This is a genomic window from Leifsonia sp. Root227, assembly GCF_001428745.1.
GTDB lineage: Bacteria > Actinomycetota > Actinomycetes > Actinomycetales > Microbacteriaceae > Leifsonia.
The window spans coordinates 1-22,092 of sequence record NZ_LMIO01000002.1 but is presented as its reverse complement, the minus strand read 5'-3'; the positions used below and the strand labels follow the sequence as shown (position 1 = coordinate 22,092).

Sequence of the window (22,092 nt, the reverse complement as noted above, 5' to 3'; positions counted from 1 at the left end):
GAGGGATGGAAGGTCGCGTCGGCTCCAGGAATGGCGTCGCGAATGCCAAGGCGAGGGCGCTGTACGACGCGGTGGCGTCAGCGCTCCAGTCGCCTATGCACGCCGACCCTGACACCGTCTCCGTCGAGCACGATGCGGCCCGCTTTCTCGTGCGGTTCAGCGACCTCCCCCTCGCCGCCTTCCGGGCCAGGGTCCCGCTGTCGACCCCGCCTGCGCAGGCCAAATCGGCCGTCGCGAACGCCGCCAGGAAGGCGCACGCCAACATCCTGCAGTGGCGAGAGCTCGGCTATCTCAACGAGGTCGGCGCCAGGGTCGCCGCCCTCCGGGATGCTGGTGCGTACGCCGGTCGGTTGTTCGAGGCGTATGGCCAGGGCCGGCTCGACGAGGCGGAGCTCGTCGCCCGGCTGCGCGAGATCCCCCCTGTGCCGCTCGACGGCATCCCGATCGGCCAGAACTCGTCCGGCCAGGGAGGTGGGGGGCCGATGGATGTGGCAGCCACGGCACTGCGACGCCGCCTGATCTCCGCCGCCCTATACCAGCACATCGTGGACGAGCTGTCGGACGCCGGGCACCAGGGCTGATGGCTGTCCCCCGGTTGAGCCGCGCAGACGCCCGCAGGATCGCCGTCCGTGCTCAGCGCCTCGACGCTGACCGCCCCACCGAGCTGCTGCCGCTGGTCGAACAGCTCACTCTGCTGCAACTCGACCCCACTGCCGCCATCGCCCCGGCCGCCGATCTGATCGCGTGGACCCGCATCGGCTCGTCGTACCGCCCTGAGCACCTGCAGCGGGCGGTCGAGGTCGACCGCACCCTGTTCGAGCAGAAGGCCCAGGACGACGAGAGCACGCCGCCCATCGCCATGCTGCGGCCGACCTCTGCTCTCCGGCTGCACCTCGACGCCATGTCGCGCTGGCCGTCGGCCGGCAGCCGCGTGCAGGCCTGGCTGGAGGCGAACGCGCAGTTCCGCCTGGATGTACTCGCCCTGCTGAGCGCGGAAGGTCCCATCCTCTCGCGCGACATCCCTGACACCGCCGCCGCTCCGTGGGAGTCGACGGGCTGGACCCACAACCAGAACGTGACCAGGATGCTCGAGTTCCTGTCCGCCCGCGGCGAGATCGCCACCGCGGGCCGCATCGGCAGGCAGCGCACCTGGGACATCGCAGAGAGGGTGTACCCGTCGGGCATCGCTGTCGTCCCAGAAGAGGAGGCCAAGGGCATCAGGGACGCCGCGCGGCTGCGCTCGCAGGGCGTCTCGCGCGCCGCGATGGTCGGCGATGCGGGAGAGCCGGTCGAGATCGAGGGCAGCTCCCGCCTGTGGCGGGTCGATCCTGCCGCTCTGGATGCGCTCGGCTCCGGCCGCGCGTTCACGGGCCGCACCGCGCTGCTCTCGCCGTTCGACCGGCTCATCCACGACAGGGTGCGCACGCTCGAGGTCTTCGAGTTCGAGTATCTGCTGGAGATGTACAAGCCCGCCGCCAAGCGCCGCTGGGGCTACTTCGCGCTGCCGATCCTGCACGGCGACTCCCTGGTCGGCAAGCTCGACGCGACGGCTGACAGGAAGGCGGGAGTCCTCCGGGTGGCCGCGGTGCACGAGGACACGCCGTTCACCCGGTCCACCAGGAGCGCGGTCGACGCGGAGATCGCCGACCTCGCCGACTGGCTCGGCCTCGCCGTCGAGCGCGCGTGACGCCGGCCACGCGCGCAGGACGGTACGGTCCTAGCTCACCTGCGCCGGCTTCTTCCCGTGCGGGTCGGATGCGTTGAGCGCGGCGACGACCGTGTCGTAGTCACCGCGCGCCTCCCCGTAGCGGAGGAACTTCACCCGCTCCACCAGGATCTCCCGCGCGTCCGGCTGGGTCTCGAGCAGCGTCATCGTCTCGCTGACGAAGTCGTCGAGCGGCATCGCGACCTCGCTCTCCTCCTGTCCAGGCAGGAGTCCGGTGCGCACCGCGGGCGGCACGAGTTCGATGACCTGCACGCTGGTGTCGGCGAGCTGCAGCCGGATGCTCTCGCTCAGCTGGTGGATGGCTGCCTTCGTCGCGTTGTAGCTGGGGGTCGCGGCGAGCGGCGCGAAGGCAAGCCCGGACGAGACCGTCACGATCGCGGCGTCCTGCCTGGTCTGCAGGTGCTCGACGAACGCGGCGATCAGCCGGATCGGCCCGAGCAGGTTGGTGGTCACGGTCGCCTCCGCCGTCTCGAGGAACCCCGACGGGGTGGTCCAGTCCTCGACGCGCATGATGCCGGCCATTGCGACAACCACGTTGAGCTCCGGATGCGCGGCGATCACCTGGGCGGACGCCGCGCGGATGCTGCCGGCGTCCGTCGTGTCGATCCGCACCGTATGGATGCCGGGGTGCTCGGCCGCGATGCGCTCCAGCAGTTCGGTTCGGCGACCGCCGACGATGACGGCGTTGCCCTTCGCCTGCAACGCGACGGCGATGGCGAGACCGATGCCACTGGTCGCGCCGGGAATGAAGACAGTGTTTCCTGTGATGTTCATGCTTCGAGTGTCTGCCGGCCGCGCGCATCCAGGCAGAGAGCGGTCATCGGGGGACCCGCGATCCCTGGTTGCGCGGGCCGCGACAGCGGATGATGGATGCATGGACCGCTCCTCCCTCGCCGACTTCCTCCGCAGACGCCGCGAGGAACTCCAGCCCTCCGACGTCGGGCTCGCCTCGGGAGCGCGCCGTCGGGCGCCTGGGCTGCGGCGCGAGGAGGTGGCGCAGCTGGCGAACATGTCGGCCGACTACTACACGCGACTGGAGCAGCAGCGAGGTCCGCAGCCGAGCGAGCAGATGCTCGCATCGCTCGCCAGAGCCCTCCGCCTGAGCGGGGACGAGCGCGACTACCTGTTCCGCGCCGCCGGCCACAACCCGCCCGATCGCCTCAGTGGAGCGTCGCACGTCGCCCCAGCGCTGCTCCGTGTGCTCGACCGCCTCGACGACACCCCTGCGCTGATCCTCTCCAACCTCGGAGAGACGCTGGTGCAGAACCGGCTGTCCGCCGCGCTGCTCGGCGACCGCTCCGGATACACCGGCATCGAGCGGTTCGAGTCGTACCGCTGGTTCGTGCATCCGGAGACCGAGCGCAGCCACTACCCGGAGGACGACAGGCAGCGGCAGAGCCGCGCGCAGGTCGCGTCGCTGCGCGTCGCGTACGGGGCGATGGGCGCGGCGTCGCAGGCGGGCGAGCTGGTGCGGACCCTCCTGCGGGAGAGCCAGGAGTTCGCCGAGCTGTGGGAGAGGCACGAGGTGGCCACCAGGTTCGAGGACCACAAGACGCTCGTGCATCCGGAGCTCGGCCCGATCGAGCTCGACTGCCAGGTGCTCTTCACCGAGGACCAGTCCCAGTGCCTGCTCGTCCTCACCGCCCCTCCCCGCACCGAGGGTGCGGAGAAGCTCGCACTGCTCGGCGTGCTCGGCACGCAGGCGTTCAGCTGACGGTCTCGTCCTCGCGGGTGCGGCCGAGCACCTCGGTCGGGATGCCGCGGGAGAACGCGAGCGAGCCGAGCGAGATCGCGATCAGGCCGAAGAGCGCCACCCGGAGCGACGACAGCTGCGAGTCCCGGTAGATCGACTCGAGCGTGTCGGCGTCGCTCGTGGACAGTCCGGCGTCCTCGCCGATCTTCTGCACACTGTCGGCCGGCACGATCTCCACGCCGCCGTTCGTCCGCTCAGCGATCGTCGACTGCACGCTGTCCGGCAGGCTGCTCGCCGCGACGCCGGAGGCGAACGAGGTCGCGAGCGCGCCGATCAGGATCGAGCCGATGAGCGCTGTCCCGAGCGATGAGCCGAGATTCTGGAACACCCCCTGCAGGCCGCCGACCTCGCTCGTCTGCTTCTCCCCGACGCTCGACATGTTCACGTTTCCGAGCTGCGACGCCAGCAGCCCGAGCGCGCCGCCCGCCAGGAACATCCCGATACCGAAGAGCCAGCTCCGCAGGTCGGGCGTGACCGCGCCGAGCAGCAAGATGGAGCTCAGCACCAGGATGATCTGGCCCACCCGCACGATCCGCCGCGGCGACCAGAACCTGGACAGCATCGTGCCGAGCACGGAGAACAGGATCAGCGACACCGACAGCGGGAAGATCTTGAGCCCGGTGGACAGCGCATCCAGGCCGAGGGTCATCTGCAGATAGACGGGCACCATGAAGAACAGCCCGGCCGTCACGGCGTACTGCGCGCCCAGCACGCTGAGGCCGCTGCGGAGCTGCCGGATGGAGAACATCTCGATGTGCACCAGCGGCGAGCGCCCAGCGTCGACCAGCTTCCGTTGTCTCCGGGCGAACAGCACGATGAGCACCCCGCCGAGGAGGATGAACCAGGCCGTCAGCGAGATGCCGAACGGGTTGATCGGCACGCCGCCGACCACCGGGGAGTGCAGGGGGATGAGCCACCCCCAGGTCTTGCTCTGCAGCATCCCGTAGACCACGAACACCAGGCCGAACGCCGAGAGCAGAACGCTCGCGATGTCGATCCGAGACTTGGTCCTGCCTGTCTCGTCCCTCACCAGCCTGGAGAAGATCACGACGACGGCCATGATGACCACCTCGGCGACGAAGACGTACCGCCAGTCGAGATAGGTGGTGACGTACCCGCCGATCAGCGGGCCGGCGGCGACGGCGGCGCCGGAGACGGCGCCGATGATCGCGTACGCGGTGATCCGGTCGTGGCCGCGGTAGTTGTCGGCGATCAGTGCGGCGATGGCGGGGATGACGAGCACGGCGCCGAGTCCCTCGATCACCGACCAGCCGAGGAACAGGAGCTCGATGTTCGGGCTCAGCGCCGTCAGCAGCGATCCGACCGCGTACACGCACGCCCCGATGACGAACGCCCTGCGCCTCCCCCAGACGTCGCCGAGTTTCGCGCCGAGCAGCATGAACGCCGCCATCGTCAGCGTGTAGAAGGTGATCGCCGCCTGCATCGCCGCGACCGTGGTGTGCAGATCGGCGACGACGGTCGAGATCGACACGTTCATCACGGTGCCGTCGAGCACCATCACGAACTGGGCAGCGCCCAGCACGATCACGACCGACCATTTCTTCATGCGCGGCTCCTCGGGGTCAGTATGTTCCCCCCACGGCCGTGGCCGCAATGGTCGGCTATCGGCTGGCATACGACATTCGCCTAGTTCTTTGCCAGCCAGCGTGCGTAACCTTCGAGGTCCGCCGCACTGTCGGCTTCACCGTACGGAGGGGAAACGCATGACGACACGGACGCTTCCTGCGCCGCGCGCCGACCGCCGGCCGTTCCGCGTCGGCCCGTTCGCCCGCCGCCGCCTCGCCCAGCAGGCCAGGCTGGATGCGGCAGCGACCGCTCAGGGTGCGGCACGGGATGGGGACCATGGCGAGCCCACCACGCCGCACGTACAGGCCATGCAGGCCCACGCCGCCGCGTACGCCAGGCGCGAGGAGCAGCGCTTCTTCGTGCGCATCGACCGCGAGCTGACCGAGTACCGGGTGCTGTCGCGATCGCTCGACACCGACCTCGCCGCCTACGACAGGTTGACAGGCGACATCTCCTTCGACGACCGCGACTTCATCGCGAACGGATCCGGCCCCGGCTTCGAAGAGCTGCGCAGGCTGGAGCGCCGGATCACGCGCGGCAAGCGCCGCGTCGACGAGCTGTCCGCCCTCATCCACTCCCGTTTCACCGCCGCGAAGCTGCGCGCCAACCGCTACTTCGACCACGCGGACGAGAAGCTCGCCGTCTACTGGGGCGCATACCGGCGCGAGCTCGCGGCCGATCGCGCCGCCGCCCCGGATCGCACGCTCGACAGGGCGCCTGTGCTTCAGCGCTCCGACTGGCTCACCACGAAAGAGAACACCAGGTTGCTCGAACTCTGGCAGGGGAGAAACGATGCCCAAGCGTGACCGGCTGCCCGCCGACTACACGGTTCCGAAGACCGCACGACTCCGTCGTCGCCTGTTCTGGCGGCTGCGCAGGATGCGCGCCGCCGTCGACGTCGAGACCCTCGAGGTCTTCGAGCACGAGCTCGCGGCGTTCGAGCGCGGCGGCGTCGCCGAGATCGAGCGCCAGCGCACCCGCAACATGGCGGCGGCCGCCGCCCGCGTCATCGCCTCGCAGAAGCGCGAGGAGCTGATCCGCGGCTCGATCGAGCGCACAGAGCGTCAGCTCGAACGCGCCGAAGTCGCCGCTGAGCGGCTGGACGCGCGCCTGCTCGGCCACGACCCCGACCTGCACAACTTCGCCTGAGACGGAAGGAGAGACACCATGGCCAGAGACATCGTCGCGAGACCACCGCGCATCCGCTCCCGCGTCGGGCACATGTCGCGCTTCGCGCACGTGCTCGTCTATCTGCTGCTCCTCGGCATGATCACCGTGGACTACGTCCTGCTCTCCCAGGCGCTGACGCTGCTGTTGCGCAACGACAGCCAGTACGGCTCTATCGGGCTGCAGATGTACGTGATCACGCTGGGCATCTCGCTCGCGGTGGTCACACTGCCGCACGTCGTCGCGATCGTGATGCGGCGCATCCAGGCCAGGGTGATGGACCGCCGCTGGTCGATCGCCGCCGTGCTGATGAGCCTGGTCTGGGTCGCGCTGCTCACCGCGATCACCATCGCCAGGATCAAGGCGGGCATCGACGCGCAGAACGCCGGCGGCTTGACCGGCCTCGTCGGCGGCTCGACGGCGCCGGCCACCACCGGATTCTCCTGGACGGCCCCCGACACGATCATGGCGTTCCTGATGCTCGGCGTGCTCGCCACGTCCGGTGCGATCAGCTTCATCGTCGCCTGGCTCACCACCCGTCCGCTCCTGCTCGCCAGCGAGAAGGCGCACGCGCACGTCGACGAGCTGCGCCGCTACCGCGACCGGCTGCTCGGCGAGGCGGTCGCCGCCCGCGAGGAGACCATCCAGGCCATGCACCTGGATGCGGCGGACCACGCCAGGTACACCGGCGCCAGGATCACCTTCGCCTCCCGTCTGGACGTCGTCCGCGCGCAGCTCGCCACCCGCCTCGCCCAGCACGAGCGCGACCCTGAGAGCACCAGCCAGATCATCCGCGAGCTCCGCGCCAGGCGGGCGAGCGACGCCGAGCTCGGCCAGGGCGCTCAGCCGGGCCGGCTCACCGACTGACGGCTGCGCTCGCGCCCCCTCCCGCCGCTGTGCCCCACCCCGAAAGGACCACCCCGTGACCTCCCGACACCTCGTCAGAGCCTGCGTCGCCATCGCGGCCGCTCTCTCCCTGGGCGCCGGCCTCACCGCGTGCGCGTCGGCGACCGCTGCCGGCGCATCCTGCGACCAGTCGCAGAAGCGCAACATGGGCGTCGTCGCAGGCAGCACCGCCAACGCGCCGGTCACCAGCCTTCCGTCCTCCGCCGTCGCCCAGCTCGAGGCCGTCGGCAAGAGCAACGGCAGCGTCACGGTGGTCGTCCCCTCTGGCTCCCCGCAGGTGATGGGCACGACCGTGATCGGCTCGACGGCTCAGGACGCGGTGGTCTGTCAGAACGATCAGCGCACCAAGCTCACCCAGATCACCGCGTACATCAACGGCCTCAAGGCCTCCGCCCCCGAGGTCGACTTCCTCGGCTCGATCGACCAGGCGGCCCGCAACCTCGGCTCGAACCCGATGGGCGTGCTCGTGGTCGGCAGCGGCCTGCAGACCACGGACCCGCTGAACTTCTCCGCCAGCGGCGTGCTCTACGCCGACCCTGCGCAGGTCGTCAGCGACCTGCAGTCCAGGGGGCTGCTCCCCACCGACCTCAAGGGCGTGACCGTCTACTGGTCGGGGATGGGCGACGTTGCCGGCGCGCAGAAGCCGCTGACCATCCCGGCGCGCAGTAACCTGGCCGCCATCTGGACCGCCATCGTCAAGGCGGCGGGCGGCACGCTGTCCCTGCTGCCTGAGCCGGCATCCGGTGCAGCGGCGTCCGGCCTTCCGTCGGTCTCCGCCGTCCCCGTGGATGCGGTGCAGACCAAGACCGACTGGACGCATCCCATCGTCATCCGCAACAGCGATCTGCTGTTCACGAAGGACACGGCCACCTTCGCCGACCCTGCGAAGGCGCAGAGCGTCCTCGGCGAACTCGTGCCGTCGATCGAGCAGAACGGCCAGCAGGTCACGATCACCGGCACGGCCTCCAAAGACCAGGCGACGAGCAACACCGCGGACACCGCCCTCTCGCTGAAGCGCGCGGACGCCGTCAAGGCCGCGCTCGTGCAGCTCGGCGTCCCGTCGGGTCTGCTCACCACGGCCGGGGTCGGCTACGACTGGTGCGGCTGGAAGAGCGAGACCGACGCGTCGGGGAAGTACTCGGACGCGCTCGCCGAGCAGAACCGTTCTGTCATCCTCACCTCGGCGGGCGTCTCCCTCTGCAGCTGACCGCCAGACGGAGTGTCCGCTACTGCGGTCCCGCGACGCCGACCAGGTTGCCGGCCGGGTCGGTGAACTGACCGACCACCACGCCGGTTCCTTCGTTCCGCACCGGCCCCAGGACGCGCCTGCCGCCGAGCCGCTCCGCGTCGCGCAGCGCTGCCTCGACATCCGGCACGCCGACGTAGAAGCTCACGCGAGGCGGCCGGCCTGGGCCGCCGCCGATCCCACCGGGGATGCCTGCTCCGCCCGGCGCGTCGATGAACGAGTACGCGTCCTGGTCGGAGACCTCGGCGGCGACAGGAGCGCCTGGCGGCGCATCCCAGTCGAACAGCGCCGCGTAGTACGCCCGGAGCGCGTCAGGGTCCGGGCCGATGATCTCGAAGTGCACAACCGGGTTGGCCATCCCCCATGCTACGACCGCCCTGAGTGATCGAGCTACGGGCGATCGAGCGACGGGCGATCGAGCTACGGGCGATCGAGCTACAGGCGATCGAGCTACGGGTCAGCGGGTGCGGCCGCGTGCCCGGCCGGGGGTGTTCACCCGCGAGAGAAGCGCGGCGAGCTGCTCGACGTCGCCGCGGTCCCAGGTGCGCAGGTTGCTGTAGAGGAGCTGCTGGTCGCTCGCCCGTACCTCGTTGACCTTCTCGATGGCCGCGACCGTCGCGACGAGGTAGCTGGCCCTGCGGTCGGCGGGGTCCACGCGCCGCTCGACGAAGCCGAGGTCCTCCAGGATGCGCACCTGGCGGCTGACAACGCTCTTGTCCGTCGACAGCTTCTCGGCGAGCGAGCCGGAGTGGGTGGGTCCGCTGCGCACCAGCGAGTAGAGGATCTTGAAGCCGACCGGCTGCAGATCCGGGTGCACGCCGGCGGCGCGCTCGCGCATCCCGACGCTCACCCTGTTGAAGAGGAGAGTGAACTGCTCCTCGACGGAGGCGATCGCCTCGTCGTTCGCGCGGGTGGCGGCGCCATCCGGCGCCACCACCCGTTCCACGTTGCTCATGGCCGCGATCATAACCGACCGGCTAACGCCGTTCCTTGGAAGAGACGGCCGACGCATCCTGTCGTTCGTCCTGCCCGGGATGCACGGCGCCGAGCGATCCCGTCACCGGCGCGGCGATCATGGCCTCCGCGACCTCGACCAGGCTCTCCTCCGCCTCTTCCGCACCGCTGTGACCTGTACGCTCTCGCATCTTCTCGATGGCGGTCTGCGTGCCGAGCTTCAGGTTCGGCAGGAACAGGATCGCGACGATCGTGACGATCGCCAGCGGCACCGCGATGAGGAAGATGTCGGCGACCGCCTGGCCGTAGACCGACTCGATGATGACGCGCACACCCTCAGGCAGCTTGTTCACCTCCGGCAGGGTCCCGCTCTGCAGCGACTTCGCAACGTCGGCGCCCGCAGCTCCGAGCTTGCCGATCGCGGCCTGCAGGTCATGCTGACGGTCGGCGAGCATCGAGACGACCTTGGTGCCGAGGACGCTTCCCATCACCGAGACGCCGACCGTGCCGCCGAGGCTGCGGAAGAACGCCACGGACGAGCTGGCGACGCCGAGCTGCGACGGGTCGACCGTGTTCTGCACGATCAGCACCAGGTTCTGCATCACCATGCCGACGCCGGCGCCGAGGATGAACATGTAGACGGAGACGATGACGTAGTTCGTGTCGTACTCGATCGTGCTCATCAGGTAGAGACCGACCGTGAGCATGATCGAACCGACGACCATGTACGGCTTCCACCTGCCGAAGCGGCTGATCAGGTTTCCGACCACCATCGAGGAGATCAGGAGACCGCCGATCATCGGCAGCGTCAGCAGACCGGACTCGGTCGGCGTCGCGCCGCGGGCGAGCTGCATGTACTGACTGAGGAAGACCGAGGTTCCGAACATCGCGACGCCCACCGAGATGGATGCGATCACCGCGAGCGTGAACGTGCGGTTCTTGAACAGCGTGAGCGGGATGATCGGCTCCTTCACCAGGAGCTCGGTGATGACGGCGGCGACCAGCATCACGACGGACCCTCCGACCATCCACGCGGTCGTCCAGCTCCACCACTCGAACTGACTACCCGCCATGCTCACCCAGATGAGCAGCAGCGAGACGCCGCCGGCGATGAGCACGGCGCCGAGGTAGTCGATGCGCACCTTGCCCTTCGGGCGCTTCGGCAGCCGCAGGGTGAGCTGCAGCAGGATGATCGCGAGGATCGCGACGGGCACGCCGACGAAGAAGTTCCAGCGCCAGCCGATGGAGTCGGTGAGGAGACCGCCGATCAGCGGCCCTCCGATGGTGCCGACGGCCATGATGCCGCCGAAGAGGCCCATGTAGCGCCCGCGGTCGCGGGGGCTGATGATGTCGGCCATGATGATCTGGCTGAGAGCGGTCAGACCGCCGGCGCCGAGGCCCTGGACGACGCGGAACGTGATGAGCATCTCCGGGTTCTGCGAGAACCCGGCGAGCGCGGAGCCGAGCACGAACAGCCCGAGGGCGAGCTGGATGAGCAGCTTGCGGTTGAGCAGGTCGGCGAGCTTGCCCCAGATCGGCGTGGAGACGGTCGTCGCGAGCAGTGTGCTGGTGACCACCCAGGTGAAGGCGGACTGGTCGCCGCCCAGCTCGGAGATGATGCGCGGCAGCGACGACGAGACGACGGTGCCGGCGAGGATCGAGACGAACATCCCGAGCAGCAGGCCGGACAGCGCTTCGAGCACCTGCCGGTGCGACATGGCTCCCGCGGGCGCCTCTTCCTCTCGAGTGAGAGATCGTGACATGTTTTTCCTTCGCAATTGGTTGACGATGAGCAACCATATATAATTAGATGACCGAAATCAACTAACTTTCTGCATTGCTGCAATATTTCAAACTATGAAGACTTTTCCTCCCGCGCCGGAGCCCGGCCTCCGCGAGCGCAAGAAGGCACAGACCCGCGCCAGCCTCGAGCGCGCCGCCGTCGCCCTCGTGCTCGAGCGCCCCATCGACGACGTCACCATCGACGAGATCTGCGCCGCCGTCCCCGTCTCGCACCGGACGTTCTTCAACTACTTCGACTGCAAAGAGGACGCCCTCCTCGGCTTCCGTCACGCCTGGGGTGACGCACAGCTCGTCGGCGAGCACCTCGCGCGCACCTATGCGGGCAGCATCGTGGCCTGCGTCGTCGAGACCCTGGTCCGCGGCCTGCCTTCAGCGGCCGACCCCGACCTGCAGGAGGCGCGCATGATCATCGCCTCCCGCAACCCCGGCCTCATCCAGAGCAGGATGCGTCGCCTCGACGAGTTGCGCACCGGCCTCGTCGGCTGCATCGCCGAGCTGATGCTCCGCGAACAGCTGGTGGATGCGGACAGCCCCGTCCCTGCCGAAGCTCAGGCCGAGCTCGTCGTCGTCGCCTGCATCGGCAGCATCCGGATCGCCCTCCGCGAGTGGGCCGAGACCGGAGCGACGGGCACCTCGGAGACGGTGGCGACGCGAGCGACCGCCATCGCGAAGACGCTCGCTCCGCTGGTCGTCTGAGCGACGGGCGTCTACCGCCGCTTACCGGCTACTCGCGCCCGCGGTTCCTCCGCCGCACCTGGCGCGGAGCGCGCCCGGCGAGGAACGACTGGCCCGGATCGACCACGAAGCCCTGGCGCAGCGCCTCGCGCCCGATCAGCATCCGGAAGCCCATCTGGTCACGGTTGCTGAGCGTGGTCTCGGCCGTGATCGTTCGTCCGAACAGGTGCACGTCGATGAGCACGACGATGCGCTCCTCCGCGTGACCGGACGAACTGCGCACCGTCCGCCTGTCGTGCACGGGACACTCGACGGTCACGACATCGTCCTCCGACCGCTGCCAGGGACGCACCCGGAAGCGCACGCGATCGCCGCCGGTGCCTTCTCCATCGGGGGTGCCCTCCCCCGGCAGCTCCTCGATGTCGAACGCGTGCAGCGCCGAGCTGCGGGCGCCGGTGTCGAGCTTGGCCTTGATCCAGGGCACGCCGACATCGGGCAGGCTCACCCATTCGCGCCAGCCCACGATGGTGCTTGAATGGAGGTCGTCTTTCACACCCACCATCTTGGCAGGACACCCCCGATGAAACTCGCGATCCTTTCGCGCGCCCCGCAGGCGTACTCCACTCAGCGGCTCCGAGCGGCCGCACTGCAACGCGGGCACAGGGTCAAGGTGTTGGATACGCTGCGGTTCGCCATCGACCTCTCCGGCGAGGAGCCCGACCTGCAGTACCGGGGCAAGCTGCTCTCCGACTACGACGCGATCCTGCCCCGCATCGGCAACTCGATCACCTACTTCGGCACGGCCGTCGTTCGCCAGTTCGAGCAGATGGATGTGTACACGCCCAACACGGCGAACGGCATCACGAACTCCCGCGACAAGCTGCGGGCCACGCAGATCCTCTCCCGGCACAACATCGGGATGCCCGCGACCGCGTTCGTGCACAGCCGCGCCGACGTGCGCCTCGCCATCGAGAAGGTCGGCGGCGCTCCCGTCGTCATCAAGCTGCTGGAAGGCACCCAGGGCATCGGCGTCATCCTCGCGCCAGAGGTGAAGATCGCCGAGGCGATCATCGAGACGCTGCACTCCACCAAGCAGAACGTCCTCATCCAGAGCTTCATCTCGGAGAGCCGCGGCCGCGACATCAGGGCACTGGTCGTCGGCGACAGGGTCGTCGCCGCCATGCGCCGCAGGGCGAACGGCGACGAGTTCCGCTCCAACGTGCACCGCGGCGGCTCCGTCGAGCCGGTCGAGCTGACGCCGGAGTACGAGCAGGCCGCCGTGCGCTCCGCCCAGATCATGGGGCTGCGCGTCGCCGGGGTCGACATGCTCGAGGGCAACGACGGCCCGCTGGTCATGGAGGTCAACTCCTCGCCGGGGCTCGAAGGCATCGAGACGGCGACCGGGCTGGACGTGGCCGGCGCGATCATCGACTTCATCGACAACCAGGTGGCGTTCCCCGAGATCGACGTGCGTCAGCGCCTCAGTGTCTCCACCGGCTACGGCGTCGCCGAGCTGGTCGTGCACGGCAATGCAGACCTCGTCGGCAAGCGGATGCGCGACTCCGGTCTCGGCGACCGCGACATCACCGTGCTCACCCTGCACCGCGGCGCGACCGTCATCCCGAACCCGCGCGGCGACGTCGAGCTGGAAGCGGGAGACCGCCTCCTCTGCTTCGGCAGGCTCGAGGAGATGCGCTCGATGATCCCCGAGCGGCGCCGCCGTCGCCACAAGGTGCGCAAGCTCCCCAAGGAACCTCTGCCCGAATCCTGAGCTCCGACGCGATCGAGCCCAGGCGTCTTCGGCTCAGTCCAGCGTCGGAGAGGGAGAACGGCTGGGCTGCGGGGCGACGATCTCCCAGCCCGCCGCGAGCTGCAGCGGTTCGGCGGGAAGCGCGCCCCAGGCGTCCCAGTCGGCTGCGAGCGGGAAGGCGTGCGCCTCGACGGCAGCGACCGCGCGGCGTCGCGCGTCCTCGACCGCGGCCAGCTTCGCGGCGTCGAACTTGCCCGTCTCAGCCGCCCAGGCGAGTTCGTCCTCGTCTTTCAGGCTGTGGCTGCCGTCCGGCTCGGCGATCACGTCGAGGATCCAGTCGGCGGTGTCGAACCCGAGGCCGGTGCGCGTCCACGGCGTCTCGAGGTTCACGTACGCGTGCTCCGTCCACCCGTCTGCAGTGAGCCAGCGCCACGTCGACCACGGCTGTCCGGGCACGTGGATGCGCAGCACGCCGTCGCCCGTCCACTCGTGTTCGGTGTAGCTCCCGCTCCATCCGCCTGGCACCATGTTGCGGCCACGCGGTCCTCCCCGCTCCCCGACGGCGACCCGTCCGACCGTGCCTGCCGGCTGCCAGAGGGCGATGCAGCGTTCGGAGTCCTCGATCACATAGTGCTGATACACGCTGCTGATGCGGTCGTCGGAGATCCAGCGGAGGAGCGCGGTCGCGGTGGTCTGCGGCATGCAGAGGAGTCTAGCCGTGTGACGTCGGCACTCCGCTGGCAGGCACCCACGCGTCGTCGAGGAACGCCTCGTGGTGGTATCCAGTGCCGTCGAGCACCACGACGGTCGACTCCGGCACTTCGAGGAAGACGCCAGGCAGGTCGTTCAGCGGTTCGGACACCACGAGATGGGCGCTGCGATCGAAGATGCGGAACCGTTCGATGTCCGGGTACATCTGCAGCAGCGTCGGAATGTCCACCGCGTGGAACAGGGACCGCGTCTGGTGCTGCGTCGAGTACCGGAACGCCCAGATCGTCGACCCGTCCGCGACAGCGATCGTGCCCTGCATCGGGAACCGGATGCCGGCGGCGTGCCCGACCTCCTCGATCTTCCGGATGGCGGCGCCCACTGCCGCGATCGGGTCGTCGCGGAGCCCGTAGGTGAGGGCGAGGTAGAACAGCACCTCGGTGTCCGTCGTCCCCTCGATGTGCGGATACAGCTCCGGGTCGACGGCGAAGGTCAGCTCTCGTTTGATCTTCGGGAAGTCGATGATCGCGCCGTTGTGCATGAACATCCAGTGCTCGAAGCGGAACGGGTGGCAGTTGGTCTGCTGGATCGGTGGGTGCGTCGCCGCGCGGACGTGCGCGAAGAACATCGGGCTCTCGATCGCGGTGGACAGTTCGCGCAGGTTGGCGTCGTTCCACGCGGGCTCCGTGCTGTGGAACAGCGCAGGCGTCTGCTCGCGTGTGCCTCCGCTCGGATACCAGCCCAGCCCGAAGCCGTCGCCGTTGACCGGCTCCGCCCCGAGCGACGAGTTCAGCGACTGCGCGACGATCGAGTTCTGCGCGTCGAGCACCAGGGTCGATGGATTGATCGGAGCCCCAGAGTATGCAAGCCATCTACACATCGCACGACCTCCAAGTCTGTGCAATCGGTATGGCTCATCATCCCACCAGGATGCGCCGACTACCAGGCCCGGGATGCGCTGATCGCCCAGGCGCCCGCCGTGAGCGGGATCGTGCCGTCGTCCGCCACCGGAAGATGGCCGATCAGGTGGTCGCGCAGCCGGTCCAGCGCCGCACGGTCCAGCCCGGCGACGTACGAGGGCGCGGGGCCCTGCCCGCCGAGGAAGGGCCGCAAGTAGTCGTCAAAATCGGCGAACACGGTCGGCACCTCGATCGCCAGCACGACGATCCCGGTGAGCCCGGCCGTCTCGAACGCGCGGCGGAGGGCGCGCGGATCGCTGAGCGGGAAGCGTACGGCCTCGTCGAGCGCCGCCGCCTCCTGGTCGAGCTCGACCGCCGCATCCCAGAAGATGCGCAGGAACTCCATCCGAGCGCCGTAGTCCCAGACGGTCGCCGCGATCGTCCCGCCCGGCCGCGCGACGCGGACGGCCTCGGCGAGCGCCGCCTGCACATCCGGCACGAAGTTGAGCACCAGCCCGAACACCACCGCGTCGCGGGATGCGCTCGGCGCCGGCAGCGCGTCAGCGCTCCCCCGCAGCAGCTCGGCTCTCCCGCCCAGCCGTTCCGCCGCCACGCTCAGGAACCCGGCCGATGGCTCCACCCCGACGACGGATGCGGGCGCGCACCGCTCCAGGACCGCCTCCGTCAGTGCCCCCGTGCCGCAGCCGACGTCGAGCCAGTCCAGCCCGTCTGCGACCCCTAGTCCGTCCAGGAACGGCACCGCTAGGAGCGCGCTCCACCGACCGACGAACCGCTCGTATGCGTCGCCGCGCTCCCACCGGTCTCCTCCCGGTTCGCTCATCGCCCGGCCCTCGTCTCCCGTCGTCCTGTCGTCCCGTTCACTGTGCGCCTCCCCTGCCCGCCACGGCCACCCCGCGCATCCCGGATTGCCCGTAAACACTGGACTATTGTTGTCGGCCGCAACAGAATGCCGTTATGAGGAGCGCTCATGTTATCCGCACGCCGGATCAACGGCTGCGGATCTTCGTCAGTTCCACCCTGCAAGAGCTCGCGGACGAACGCCGAGCGGCGCGCAGCGCCATCGAGCGCCTGCACCTCGCGCCCGTGATGTTCGAGCTCGGCGCCCGCCCGCATCCGCCGCGCGACCTGTACCGCGCCTATCTGGAGCAGAGCGATGTCTTCCTCGGGCTCTACTGGGAGCGCTACGGCTGGGTCGCCCCTGAGGAGGAGGTCTCCGGCCTCGAAGACGAGTACAACCTCTGCCCGGACGACCTTCCGCGCCTGCTCTACGTCAAGACGCCGGCGCAGAACCGCGAGCCGAAGCTGACCGACCTGCTCAACCGCATCAGGGACGACGACAGGGCGGCGTACAAATACTTCGAGTCGGCCAAAGAGCTCTCCCGCCTGGTCGAGGCCGACCTCGCCACCCTCCTCGCCGAGCGTTTCGAGCAGAGCAGATCGCTCACCGTCGTCGACGTGCCTGCCGACGCCGACAGGGTGGCGGAGCCCGTCCGTCTGCCGAAACCGCTCACCGGCCTCATCGGGCGCGAGGCCGATCTGACCGCCATCCGCAATCTCTACAGCGCCGGCGCCCGCCTCGTCACCCTCACCGGTCCCGGCGGCATCGGCAAGAGCCGCCTCGCGCTCGCTGCCGCCCGCGCGGTCACCCCGGCGTTCGTCGACGGCGCCGTGTTCGTGGATCTGTCCGCCGTCCACGACCCCGAGCGCGTCCCCGCCGCCATCGCGCAGGCGCTCGGGGTGCGTGACACCGGTGACGCCCCGATCATGGAGAACCTGGAGACCGCCCTCCACGACAGGCACCTGCTCATGGTCCTCGACAACTTCGAGCAGGTGCTCACCGCCGCTCCCACCCTGACGGCGCTTCTCGCCGCCGCGCCGGGGGTGTCGATGATGGTCACCAGCCGCGCCCTGCTCCGGCTGAGCGCAGAGCAGAGCTTCGAGGTCGGCCCGCTCCCCGAGGACTCCTCCCTGCACCTGTTCGTCGAACGCGCCCACGCCGTCAAACCCGACTTCGAGGTCACCGATGACAACCGCGCCGCCGTCACCGGGGTGTGCGCGGCGGTCGACGGGATGCCGCTCGCCATCGAGCTCGCCGCCGCGCGGATCAGGGTGCTCTCCCCCGACGACCTGCTCGACCGGCTGGACAGGAGCCTCGCGGTGCTGGTCGGCGGCTCCCGCGACCTCCCGGAGCGGCAGCAGACGCTGCGCCGCACGATCGAGTGGAGCACCCAGCTCCTGGAGGAGAGCCAGCGCACGCTGCTCGCGCGCCTCGGCGTCTTCGAGGGCGGCTTCACCCTCGACGCGGCGGAGGCGGTCGGAGCCGCAGAGCTCGACGGCCACGGCGATGGGCGCGCGCCGTCGTCGGATGTCCTCGGCGACCTCGCCGCCCTCGTCGACAGCAGCATGGTCAGCCAGCACGATCGGGATGGGCGTGCCAGGTTCGCCATGCAGGCCATCGTGCGCGAGTACGCCCGCGAACAGCTGTGGGACGCCGGCGCCCTGCATGCCGCCCGCGACGCACACGCCGGGTACTTCCTCGGTCTCGGAGACAGTGCGAAGGACGACCTCAAAGCCGGGCGGCAACGCGAGTGGCTGACGCGGCTCGGCGACGAGCGGGACAACCTCCGCGCCGCCGAGCGATTCCTGCTCGGCTCCCGCGACTGGGATCGCGCAGCCCACCTCGCGTTCAGCCTCTACCTCTACTGGTGGGTGTCCGGCCTGCTCGGCGAGGTGCGCACCTGGATGGACGAGGCCCTCGACTCAGGGAGCACGCTCTCCGATCGCACCAGGGCCATCGCCCTCTACTTCACCCGCACGATCATGTTCTGGAAGGACCCGGACGGCAGCGTCGCCGCCGAGCTCACGGAGAGCGCCGACCTCTTCCGCAGCGTCGGCGACCCGGATGGGGAAGGTCTCGCGCGCATCTCGCTTGCTCTCGCGCTGCTGACCGGAGCGAAGCCGGACCCCGACCGCGCCGAAGAGGTGATGCAGGAGAGCCTCCGGCTGTTCCGGTCCAGTGGGAACACCTGGGGCGAGTCGATGGCGTTCGTCCTCCTCGGTCGCGTCTCGCTTCGGAAGCAGGACATCCCAGAGGCGCGCGACAGGTTCGCCACGAGCCTCGCCATCACCCAGCGCGAGGGCGACGCCGTCGGCGAGCGGATCGCCGCATACCACCTGGGCTGGGCGCAGCTCATGCTCGGCGAGACGGACGACGCGCGCACCGACTTCGCCCGCAGCGTCGCCGTCTCGGCCACGCTCGGCCACGTCGAAGGTCTCGCGTACGGCCTCGAAGGCATGGTCGCGATCGCGGCCATCGGCGGAGACGTCGTTCGCGCGGGGCGGCTCGCCGGTGCATCCAGAGCGTTGCGGGAACGCAGCGGCCTGCACAACGGCCCGACCTTCACGTTCCACCAGGCGTATCTCGACCGCCTCACCGCCCCGGGTGACGGCGAGCGATTGGATGCGGCGATCGCGGCCGGCCGCGAACTCACCGTCGAGCAGGCCGTCGCCGAGGCCCTCGCCACGGACGCCTGACCCGACGCGCTCAGGTGCGCACCGTGTTCGTGTCCGCCGGATCGCGCTGCCGCCTGCTCAGGTACAGGATCGGCACGCCGATCAGCTCCACCGCCGCTCCGATCACCAGCGACGTCCCGTACCCCCAGACATCGGCGGCACGTCCGAGCGCCGGCTGGATGAACACCCCGCCAAGACTCCCGAACAGCGAGTCGAAGGAGAGCACCGTCGCGCGCTGCTTGGACGGGATCATGTCGTTCAGGTACGCCTGGCGCACCGGCCCAGCCACCGCGAACACGAACCCCCACACCACCAGGAACACCACGGCGAGCCAGAACAGGCTCGTGATCCCCAGCACCACCAGCACCACGACGCTCGCCAGCGACGCGCCGATCACCGTCGTCGTCCTCCTGGCGAACAGCCCCCGGATGCGCGAGGCGAGCACCCCGCCTGCCACCTGCGCCAGCGAGAGGATCGCGGCGGCCAGGCCGGCAACCGAGTATGCGGACGGGTCGCCGTACAGCTGCAGCAGATACGGCTGCAGCGCATAGAACGCGTAGATGCCGACCCCGGAGGCGAAAGGCGCCGACAGGATCACGTACCGCACAGACCGCTTGCGCAGACCGTGGTCGATCGACTGGACCAGCACGTTCCTCGTCGCCTTCAGCGGGCCCATCGTCTTGTCCGGCGTGAACCCCAGGTCCTTCATCACCACGAACGCGAAGACGAACATGACGACCAGCACCACCGCCCTCAGCAGGAACGGCACACCGAGGTTCGTCGCCTGCGCGATCACGCCGCCGAGCACGGAACCGGCGAACATCGCGATGCCCTCCACCACGAGACCGCGGCCGAACACCGCCTCCAGGCTCCCTGTGTACCCGGTGGAGGCGAGCGCATCCACCAACCAGGCGTCGACGGCGCCGGAGAAGAAGGTGAACCCGAGACCGAGCAGCACGGAAACCAGCGCCCACCAGACGAACGGCGCGTGCCAGAGCCACAGCATCCAGTACAGCGCGGTGGTCACCGACAGCGTCACGGTGCCGAGCAGGTAGGACGCCTTCCTCCCCACGGTGTCGGCGACGACGCCGGTCGGGATCTCGAAGACCACCATCCCCGCGGTGAAGAACGCGTTCGCCGCGAACGCCTCGAAATTGGTCAGCCCTGCGTCCAGCAGGAACAGCGTGTTGATGCCCCAGATGAACGATGCGGCAAGGGTGTTCCCGAGCAGAAGGGTCAGGTAGATGCGCTGCACCCTGCGCGAGGCCGGGTTCATCGCTGGCGACCGCTCCGTGCATCCACGATGCTCACACCTGCCATCATCGACCTCCGCGGGGTCCCAGGCCAGCCCCGCGCGAGCGGTCTGCTCCGCTGGGGACTACCGTTGAAGCATGACAGCACCGGATACAGCGCAGGACGAGGCAGAGACTGCCCGCGAAACGACGACTTTCTCCGAGCTGGGACTCGACGGGGCTGTGCTGAAGGCACTGAAGGACGTGGGCTACGAGACCCCGTCCGCGATCCAGGCCGCGACCATCCCGCTCCTCCTCGAGGGCCGCGACGTCGTCGGCCTCGCACAGACGGGCACGGGCAAGACGGCAGCGTTCGCCCTGCCGATCCTGTCGCGGCTCGACGTTTCGCAGAAGACCCCCCAGGCCCTCGTCCTCGCACCGACGCGCGAGCTCGCGCTGCAGGTCTGCGAGGCGTTCGAGAAGTACGCGGCGCACCTGCGCGGCGTGCACGTGCTGCCGATCTACGGCGGCCAGGGCTACGGCGTCCAGCTCTCCGCGCTCCGCCGTGGCGTCCACGTCGTCGTCGGCACCCCCGGCCGCATCATGGACCACCTGGCCAAGGGCACCCTCGACCTCTCCGAGCTCAAGTACCTCGTGCTCGACGAGGCGGATGAAATGCTCAAGATGGGCTTCGCGGAGGACGTCGAGACGATCCTCGCGGACACCCCGGACGACAAGCAGGTCGCCCTGTTCTCGGCGACCATGCCCGCGCAGATCCGCCGCATCTCGAAGAAGTACCTGCACGATCCTGAGGAAGTGACGGTCAAGAACAAGACCACCACCTCGGCGAACACCACGCAGCGCTACCTGATGGTCTCGTACCCGCAGAAGGTGGATGCGCTCACCCGCATCCTCGAGGTCGAGAACTTCGAGGGCATGATCGTCTTCGTCCGCACCAAGAACGAGACGGAGACGCTCGCCGAGCGGCTGCGCGCCCGCGGATACTCCGCTGCGGCCATCAACGGAGACGTGGCTCAGGCACAGCGCGAGCGGACGGTCGACCAGCTCAAGTCGGGCAAGCTCGACATCCTGGTGGCCACCGACGTCGCCGCCCGCGGCCTGGACGTCGAGCGCATCAGCCACGTGGTCAACTTCGACATCCCGATCGACACAGAGTCGTACGTGCACCGCATCGGCCGCACGGGGCGCGCTGGTCGCAGCGGCGCCGCGATCAGTTTCGTCACGCCGCGCGAGCGCCGCCTGCTCGGCGCGATCGAGAAGGCCACCCGCCAGCCGCTCACCCAGATGCAGCTGCCGACGGTCGAGGACGTCAACGTCACTCGCCTCGCCCGCTTCGACGACGCCATCACGGATGCGCTCGGCCAGGAAGACAGGATCACCCGCTTCCGCGACATCATCGCCCACTACGTGGAGCACCACGACGTGCCGGAGGCCGACGTGGCCGCCGCCCTCGCCGTGGTGGCCCAGGGGGAGGAGCCGCTGCTGCTCTCCCCGGAGGACGAGCTGGCCCGTCGCGTGGAGCGCGACGGCCGCGACTCCCGTGAGCGTGGCTCCCGCGACGGGCGGGACTCCCGCGACGCCCGCGGAGACCGTGGTGGGCGCCCGGAGCGTCCGGAGCGCCGCAGTCGTCCGAGCGGCAAGCCGATGGCGTCGTACCGGCTGGAGGTCGGCCGCCGTCAGAAGGTGGAACCGCGTCAGATCGTCGGCGCGCTGGCGAACGAGGGCGGCCTGAGCCGCGAGGACTTCGGCGCCATCCAGATCCTCCCGGCGTTCTCCCTGGTGGAGCTGCCGGCCGATCTGCCCGGTGACGTCCTGCAGCGCCTGGAGAGCACCCGCATCGGCGGCAAGCTCATCGAGCTGCGCCCCGACCGCCGCGGAGGCACCGTGCACCGCGACGATCGCGCTCCTCGCGCCGACCGCGACGACCGTCCCGCCCGCAAGCCGCGCCACAAGTAGCAGCCACAGAACGCAGAAAGGGCCACCCGGAATCGGGTGGCCCTTTCTTCATGTCCGAAACGGCATACAGACGGTGGTGTTGGTTGTTAAATGCGAAATGGCCACCCGGTGGGTGGCCATTTCGTGAAAAGAAGTCCGGCGGTGTCCTACTCTCCCACAGGGTCCCCCCTGCAGT

The 22,092-nt window shown here is 69.3% G+C and carries 21 protein-coding genes; 11 read left to right on the top strand and 10 right to left on the bottom strand.

Annotated features, from left to right (window positions below; genetic code table 11):
• Nucleotides 1-5 precede the first annotated feature (5 nt).
• Both ASE16_RS05070 and ASE16_RS05065 read left to right on the top strand, forming a co-directional pair.
• Nucleotides 6-581, top strand: coding sequence for a hypothetical protein (locus ASE16_RS05070; protein WP_055891745.1), 576 nt, complete (start codon nucleotides 6-8; stop codon nucleotides 579-581).
• On the top strand, nucleotides 581-1,687 hold the full coding sequence (locus ASE16_RS05065; protein ID WP_055891742.1) for a DNA glycosylase AlkZ-like family protein: 1,107 nt from the start codon (nucleotides 581-583) through the stop codon (nucleotides 1,685-1,687). The genes ASE16_RS05070 and ASE16_RS05065 overlap by 1 nt, the downstream gene beginning before the upstream one ends.
• Nucleotides 1,688-1,717: 30 nt before the next feature.
• Here ASE16_RS05065 and ASE16_RS05060 read toward each other — a convergent pair whose 3' ends face one another.
• A complete protein-coding gene (locus ASE16_RS05060; protein WP_055891739.1) occupies nucleotides 1,718-2,500 on the bottom strand; it encodes an SDR family oxidoreductase in 783 nt (260 codons plus the stop codon).
• Nucleotides 2,501-2,600: 100 nt separating this feature from the next.
• Here ASE16_RS05060 and ASE16_RS05055 point away from each other — a divergent pair, with 100 nt between their 5' ends.
• On the top strand, nucleotides 2,601-3,440 hold the full coding sequence (locus ASE16_RS05055; protein ID WP_055891734.1) for a helix-turn-helix transcriptional regulator: 840 nt from the start codon (nucleotides 2,601-2,603) through the stop codon (nucleotides 3,438-3,440).
• On the opposite strand, the gene ASE16_RS05050 is transcribed toward ASE16_RS05055, so the two are convergent.
• Nucleotides 3,433-5,046 (bottom strand): MFS transporter, encoded by a 1,614-nt coding sequence (locus ASE16_RS05050; RefSeq protein ID WP_055891730.1) that lies wholly within the window; start codon nucleotides 5,044-5,046, stop codon nucleotides 3,433-3,435. The two genes, ASE16_RS05055 and ASE16_RS05050, sit on opposite strands and share 8 nt — an antisense overlap.
• A 157-nt stretch (nucleotides 5,047-5,203) precedes the next feature.
• On the opposite strand from ASE16_RS05050, the gene ASE16_RS05045 reads away from it, so the two are divergent.
• From ASE16_RS05045 to ASE16_RS05030, 4 genes are read left to right on the top strand one after another with little or no spacing between them, the layout of a single operon-like run.
• A complete protein-coding gene (locus ASE16_RS05045; protein ID WP_055891727.1) occupies nucleotides 5,204-5,872 on the top strand; it encodes a hypothetical protein in 669 nt (222 codons plus the stop codon).
• Nucleotides 5,859-6,215, top strand: a complete 357-nt coding sequence (locus tag ASE16_RS05040) for a hypothetical protein (RefSeq protein WP_055891722.1) — start codon at nucleotides 5,859-5,861, stop codon at nucleotides 6,213-6,215. Before ASE16_RS05045 ends, ASE16_RS05040 begins: the two co-directional genes overlap by 14 nt.
• An 18-nt stretch (nucleotides 6,216-6,233) precedes the next feature.
• Nucleotides 6,234-7,100 (top strand): hypothetical protein, encoded by an 867-nt coding sequence (locus ASE16_RS05035; RefSeq protein ID WP_055891720.1) that lies wholly within the window; start codon nucleotides 6,234-6,236, stop codon nucleotides 7,098-7,100.
• 55 nt (nucleotides 7,101-7,155) lie between these two features.
• Nucleotides 7,156-8,346, top strand: coding sequence for an OmpA family protein (locus tag ASE16_RS05030; RefSeq protein ID WP_235500373.1), 1,191 nt, complete (start codon nucleotides 7,156-7,158; stop codon nucleotides 8,344-8,346).
• A gap of 19 nt (nucleotides 8,347-8,365) precedes the next feature.
• On the opposite strand, the gene ASE16_RS05025 is transcribed toward ASE16_RS05030, so the two are convergent.
• The 3 genes from ASE16_RS05025 to ASE16_RS05015 all read right to left on the bottom strand — a co-directional run bounded on the left by ASE16_RS05025 (nucleotide 8,366) and on the right by ASE16_RS05015 (nucleotide 11,102).
• Nucleotides 8,366-8,743 carry a VOC family protein gene (locus tag ASE16_RS05025; protein ID WP_055891718.1) on the bottom strand — a complete coding sequence of 126 codons (378 nt, stop codon included), beginning with the start codon at nucleotides 8,741-8,743 and terminating at the stop codon, nucleotides 8,366-8,368.
• A gap of 99 nt (nucleotides 8,744-8,842) precedes the next feature.
• Complete coding sequence (locus ASE16_RS05020) at nucleotides 8,843-9,340, bottom strand: MarR family winged helix-turn-helix transcriptional regulator (RefSeq protein ID WP_235500372.1); 498 nt, start codon at nucleotides 9,338-9,340, stop codon at nucleotides 8,843-8,845.
• A gap of 22 nt (nucleotides 9,341-9,362) precedes the next feature.
• The gene (locus ASE16_RS05015; protein ID WP_414843023.1) at nucleotides 9,363-11,102 is read right to left on the bottom strand and encodes an MDR family MFS transporter; all 1,740 of its coding nucleotides are present in this window, start codon (nucleotides 11,100-11,102) and stop codon (nucleotides 9,363-9,365) included.
• Between the two features lie 94 nt (nucleotides 11,103-11,196).
• Between ASE16_RS05015 and ASE16_RS05010 the strand changes: the two genes are divergently transcribed.
• Complete coding sequence (locus tag ASE16_RS05010; RefSeq protein WP_055891714.1) at nucleotides 11,197-11,838, top strand: TetR/AcrR family transcriptional regulator; 642 nt, start codon at nucleotides 11,197-11,199, stop codon at nucleotides 11,836-11,838.
• A 28-nt stretch (nucleotides 11,839-11,866) separates the two neighbouring features.
• Here the strand turns inward: ASE16_RS05010 and ASE16_RS05005 are convergent, their stop codons facing one another.
• The gene (locus tag ASE16_RS05005; RefSeq protein WP_055891712.1) at nucleotides 11,867-12,379 is read right to left on the bottom strand and encodes an ATP-dependent zinc protease; all 513 of its coding nucleotides are present in this window, start codon (nucleotides 12,377-12,379) and stop codon (nucleotides 11,867-11,869) included.
• Between the two features lie 18 nt (nucleotides 12,380-12,397).
• On the opposite strand from ASE16_RS05005, the gene rimK reads away from it, so the two are divergent.
• Nucleotides 12,398-13,588 (top strand): 30S ribosomal protein S6--L-glutamate ligase, encoded by a 1,191-nt coding sequence (rimK, locus tag ASE16_RS05000; RefSeq protein ID WP_055891709.1) that lies wholly within the window; start codon nucleotides 12,398-12,400, stop codon nucleotides 13,586-13,588.
• A 33-nt stretch (nucleotides 13,589-13,621) separates the two neighbouring features.
• On the opposite strand, the gene ASE16_RS04995 is transcribed toward rimK, so the two are convergent.
• Genes ASE16_RS04995 through ASE16_RS04985 form a run of 3 tightly spaced genes read right to left on the bottom strand, consistent with a single transcriptional unit; the run spans nucleotide 13,622 to nucleotide 16,015 of the window.
• Entirely contained in the window at nucleotides 13,622-14,269 is a 648-nt protein-coding gene (locus tag ASE16_RS04995; protein WP_055891706.1) for a DUF402 domain-containing protein, read from the bottom strand.
• 10 nt (nucleotides 14,270-14,279) lie between these two features.
• The gene (locus tag ASE16_RS04990) at nucleotides 14,280-15,155 is read right to left on the bottom strand and encodes a class II glutamine amidotransferase (protein ID WP_055891702.1); all 876 of its coding nucleotides are present in this window, start codon (nucleotides 15,153-15,155) and stop codon (nucleotides 14,280-14,282) included.
• A 59-nt stretch (nucleotides 15,156-15,214) separates the two neighbouring features.
• Nucleotides 15,215-16,015 carry a class I SAM-dependent methyltransferase gene (locus ASE16_RS04985; RefSeq protein WP_055891698.1) on the bottom strand — a complete coding sequence of 267 codons (801 nt, stop codon included), beginning with the start codon at nucleotides 16,013-16,015 and terminating at the stop codon, nucleotides 15,215-15,217.
• A 134-nt stretch (nucleotides 16,016-16,149) separates the two neighbouring features.
• Here ASE16_RS04985 and ASE16_RS04980 point away from each other — a divergent pair, with 134 nt between their 5' ends.
• Nucleotides 16,150-18,729, top strand: a complete 2,580-nt coding sequence (locus ASE16_RS04980; RefSeq protein ID WP_055891695.1) for an ATP-binding protein — start codon at nucleotides 16,150-16,152, stop codon at nucleotides 18,727-18,729.
• A 10-nt stretch (nucleotides 18,730-18,739) separates the two neighbouring features.
• On the opposite strand, the gene ASE16_RS04975 is transcribed toward ASE16_RS04980, so the two are convergent.
• Entirely contained in the window at nucleotides 18,740-19,984 is a 1,245-nt protein-coding gene (locus ASE16_RS04975; RefSeq protein ID WP_055891693.1) for an MFS transporter, read from the bottom strand.
• Nucleotides 19,985-20,099: 115 nt separating this feature from the next.
• Here ASE16_RS04975 and ASE16_RS04970 point away from each other — a divergent pair, with 115 nt between their 5' ends.
• Nucleotides 20,100-21,917, top strand: a complete 1,818-nt coding sequence (locus ASE16_RS04970; RefSeq protein WP_055891690.1) for a DEAD/DEAH box helicase — start codon at nucleotides 20,100-20,102, stop codon at nucleotides 21,915-21,917.
• The last annotated feature ends 175 nt before the right edge of the window (nucleotides 21,918-22,092 follow it).

Excerpts from the sequence above, each read along its gene's own strand:
- ASE16_RS04980 (WP_055891695.1), top strand. The coding sequence starts at position 16,150 with ATGAGGAGCGCTCATGTTATCCGCACGCCGGATCAACGGCTGCGGATC.
- ASE16_RS05050 (WP_055891730.1), bottom strand. The coding sequence starts at position 5,046 with ATGAAGAAATGGTCGGTCGTGATCGTGCTGGGCGCTGCCCAGTTCGTG.
- ASE16_RS05040 (WP_055891722.1), top strand. The coding sequence starts at position 5,859 with ATGCCCAAGCGTGACCGGCTGCCCGCCGACTACACGGTTCCGAAGACC.
- rimK (WP_055891709.1), top strand. The coding sequence starts at position 12,398 with ATGAAACTCGCGATCCTTTCGCGCGCCCCGCAGGCGTACTCCACTCAG.
- ASE16_RS05055 (WP_055891734.1), top strand. The coding sequence starts at position 2,601 with ATGGACCGCTCCTCCCTCGCCGACTTCCTCCGCAGACGCCGCGAGGAA.
- ASE16_RS05070 (WP_055891745.1), top strand. The coding sequence starts at position 6 with ATGGAAGGTCGCGTCGGCTCCAGGAATGGCGTCGCGAATGCCAAGGCG.
- ASE16_RS05010 (WP_055891714.1), top strand. The coding sequence starts at position 11,197 with ATGAAGACTTTTCCTCCCGCGCCGGAGCCCGGCCTCCGCGAGCGCAAG.
- ASE16_RS04990 (WP_055891702.1), bottom strand. The coding sequence starts at position 15,155 with ATGTGTAGATGGCTTGCATACTCTGGGGCTCCGATCAATCCATCGACC.
- ASE16_RS04985 (WP_055891698.1), bottom strand. The coding sequence starts at position 16,015 with ATGAGCGAACCGGGAGGAGACCGGTGGGAGCGCGGCGACGCATACGAG.
- ASE16_RS05025 (WP_055891718.1), bottom strand. The coding sequence starts at position 8,743 with ATGGCCAACCCGGTTGTGCACTTCGAGATCATCGGCCCGGACCCTGAC.
- ASE16_RS05005 (WP_055891712.1), bottom strand. The coding sequence starts at position 12,379 with ATGGTGGGTGTGAAAGACGACCTCCATTCAAGCACCATCGTGGGCTGG.
- ASE16_RS05015 (WP_414843023.1), bottom strand. The coding sequence starts at position 11,102 with ATGTCACGATCTCTCACTCGAGAGGAAGAGGCGCCCGCGGGAGCCATG.
- ASE16_RS05035 (WP_055891720.1), top strand. The coding sequence starts at position 6,234 with ATGGCCAGAGACATCGTCGCGAGACCACCGCGCATCCGCTCCCGCGTC.
- ASE16_RS04975 (WP_055891693.1), bottom strand. The coding sequence starts at position 19,984 with ATGAACCCGGCCTCGCGCAGGGTGCAGCGCATCTACCTGACCCTTCTG.
- ASE16_RS05020 (WP_235500372.1), bottom strand. The coding sequence starts at position 9,340 with ATGAGCAACGTGGAACGGGTGGTGGCGCCGGATGGCGCCGCCACCCGC.
- ASE16_RS04995 (WP_055891706.1), bottom strand. The coding sequence starts at position 14,269 with ATGCCGCAGACCACCGCGACCGCGCTCCTCCGCTGGATCTCCGACGAC.
- ASE16_RS05060 (WP_055891739.1), bottom strand. The coding sequence starts at position 2,500 with ATGAACATCACAGGAAACACTGTCTTCATTCCCGGCGCGACCAGTGGC.
- ASE16_RS04970 (WP_055891690.1), top strand. The coding sequence starts at position 20,100 with ATGACAGCACCGGATACAGCGCAGGACGAGGCAGAGACTGCCCGCGAA.
- ASE16_RS05065 (WP_055891742.1), top strand. The coding sequence starts at position 581 with ATGGCTGTCCCCCGGTTGAGCCGCGCAGACGCCCGCAGGATCGCCGTC.
- ASE16_RS05045 (WP_055891727.1), top strand. The coding sequence starts at position 5,204 with ATGACGACACGGACGCTTCCTGCGCCGCGCGCCGACCGCCGGCCGTTC.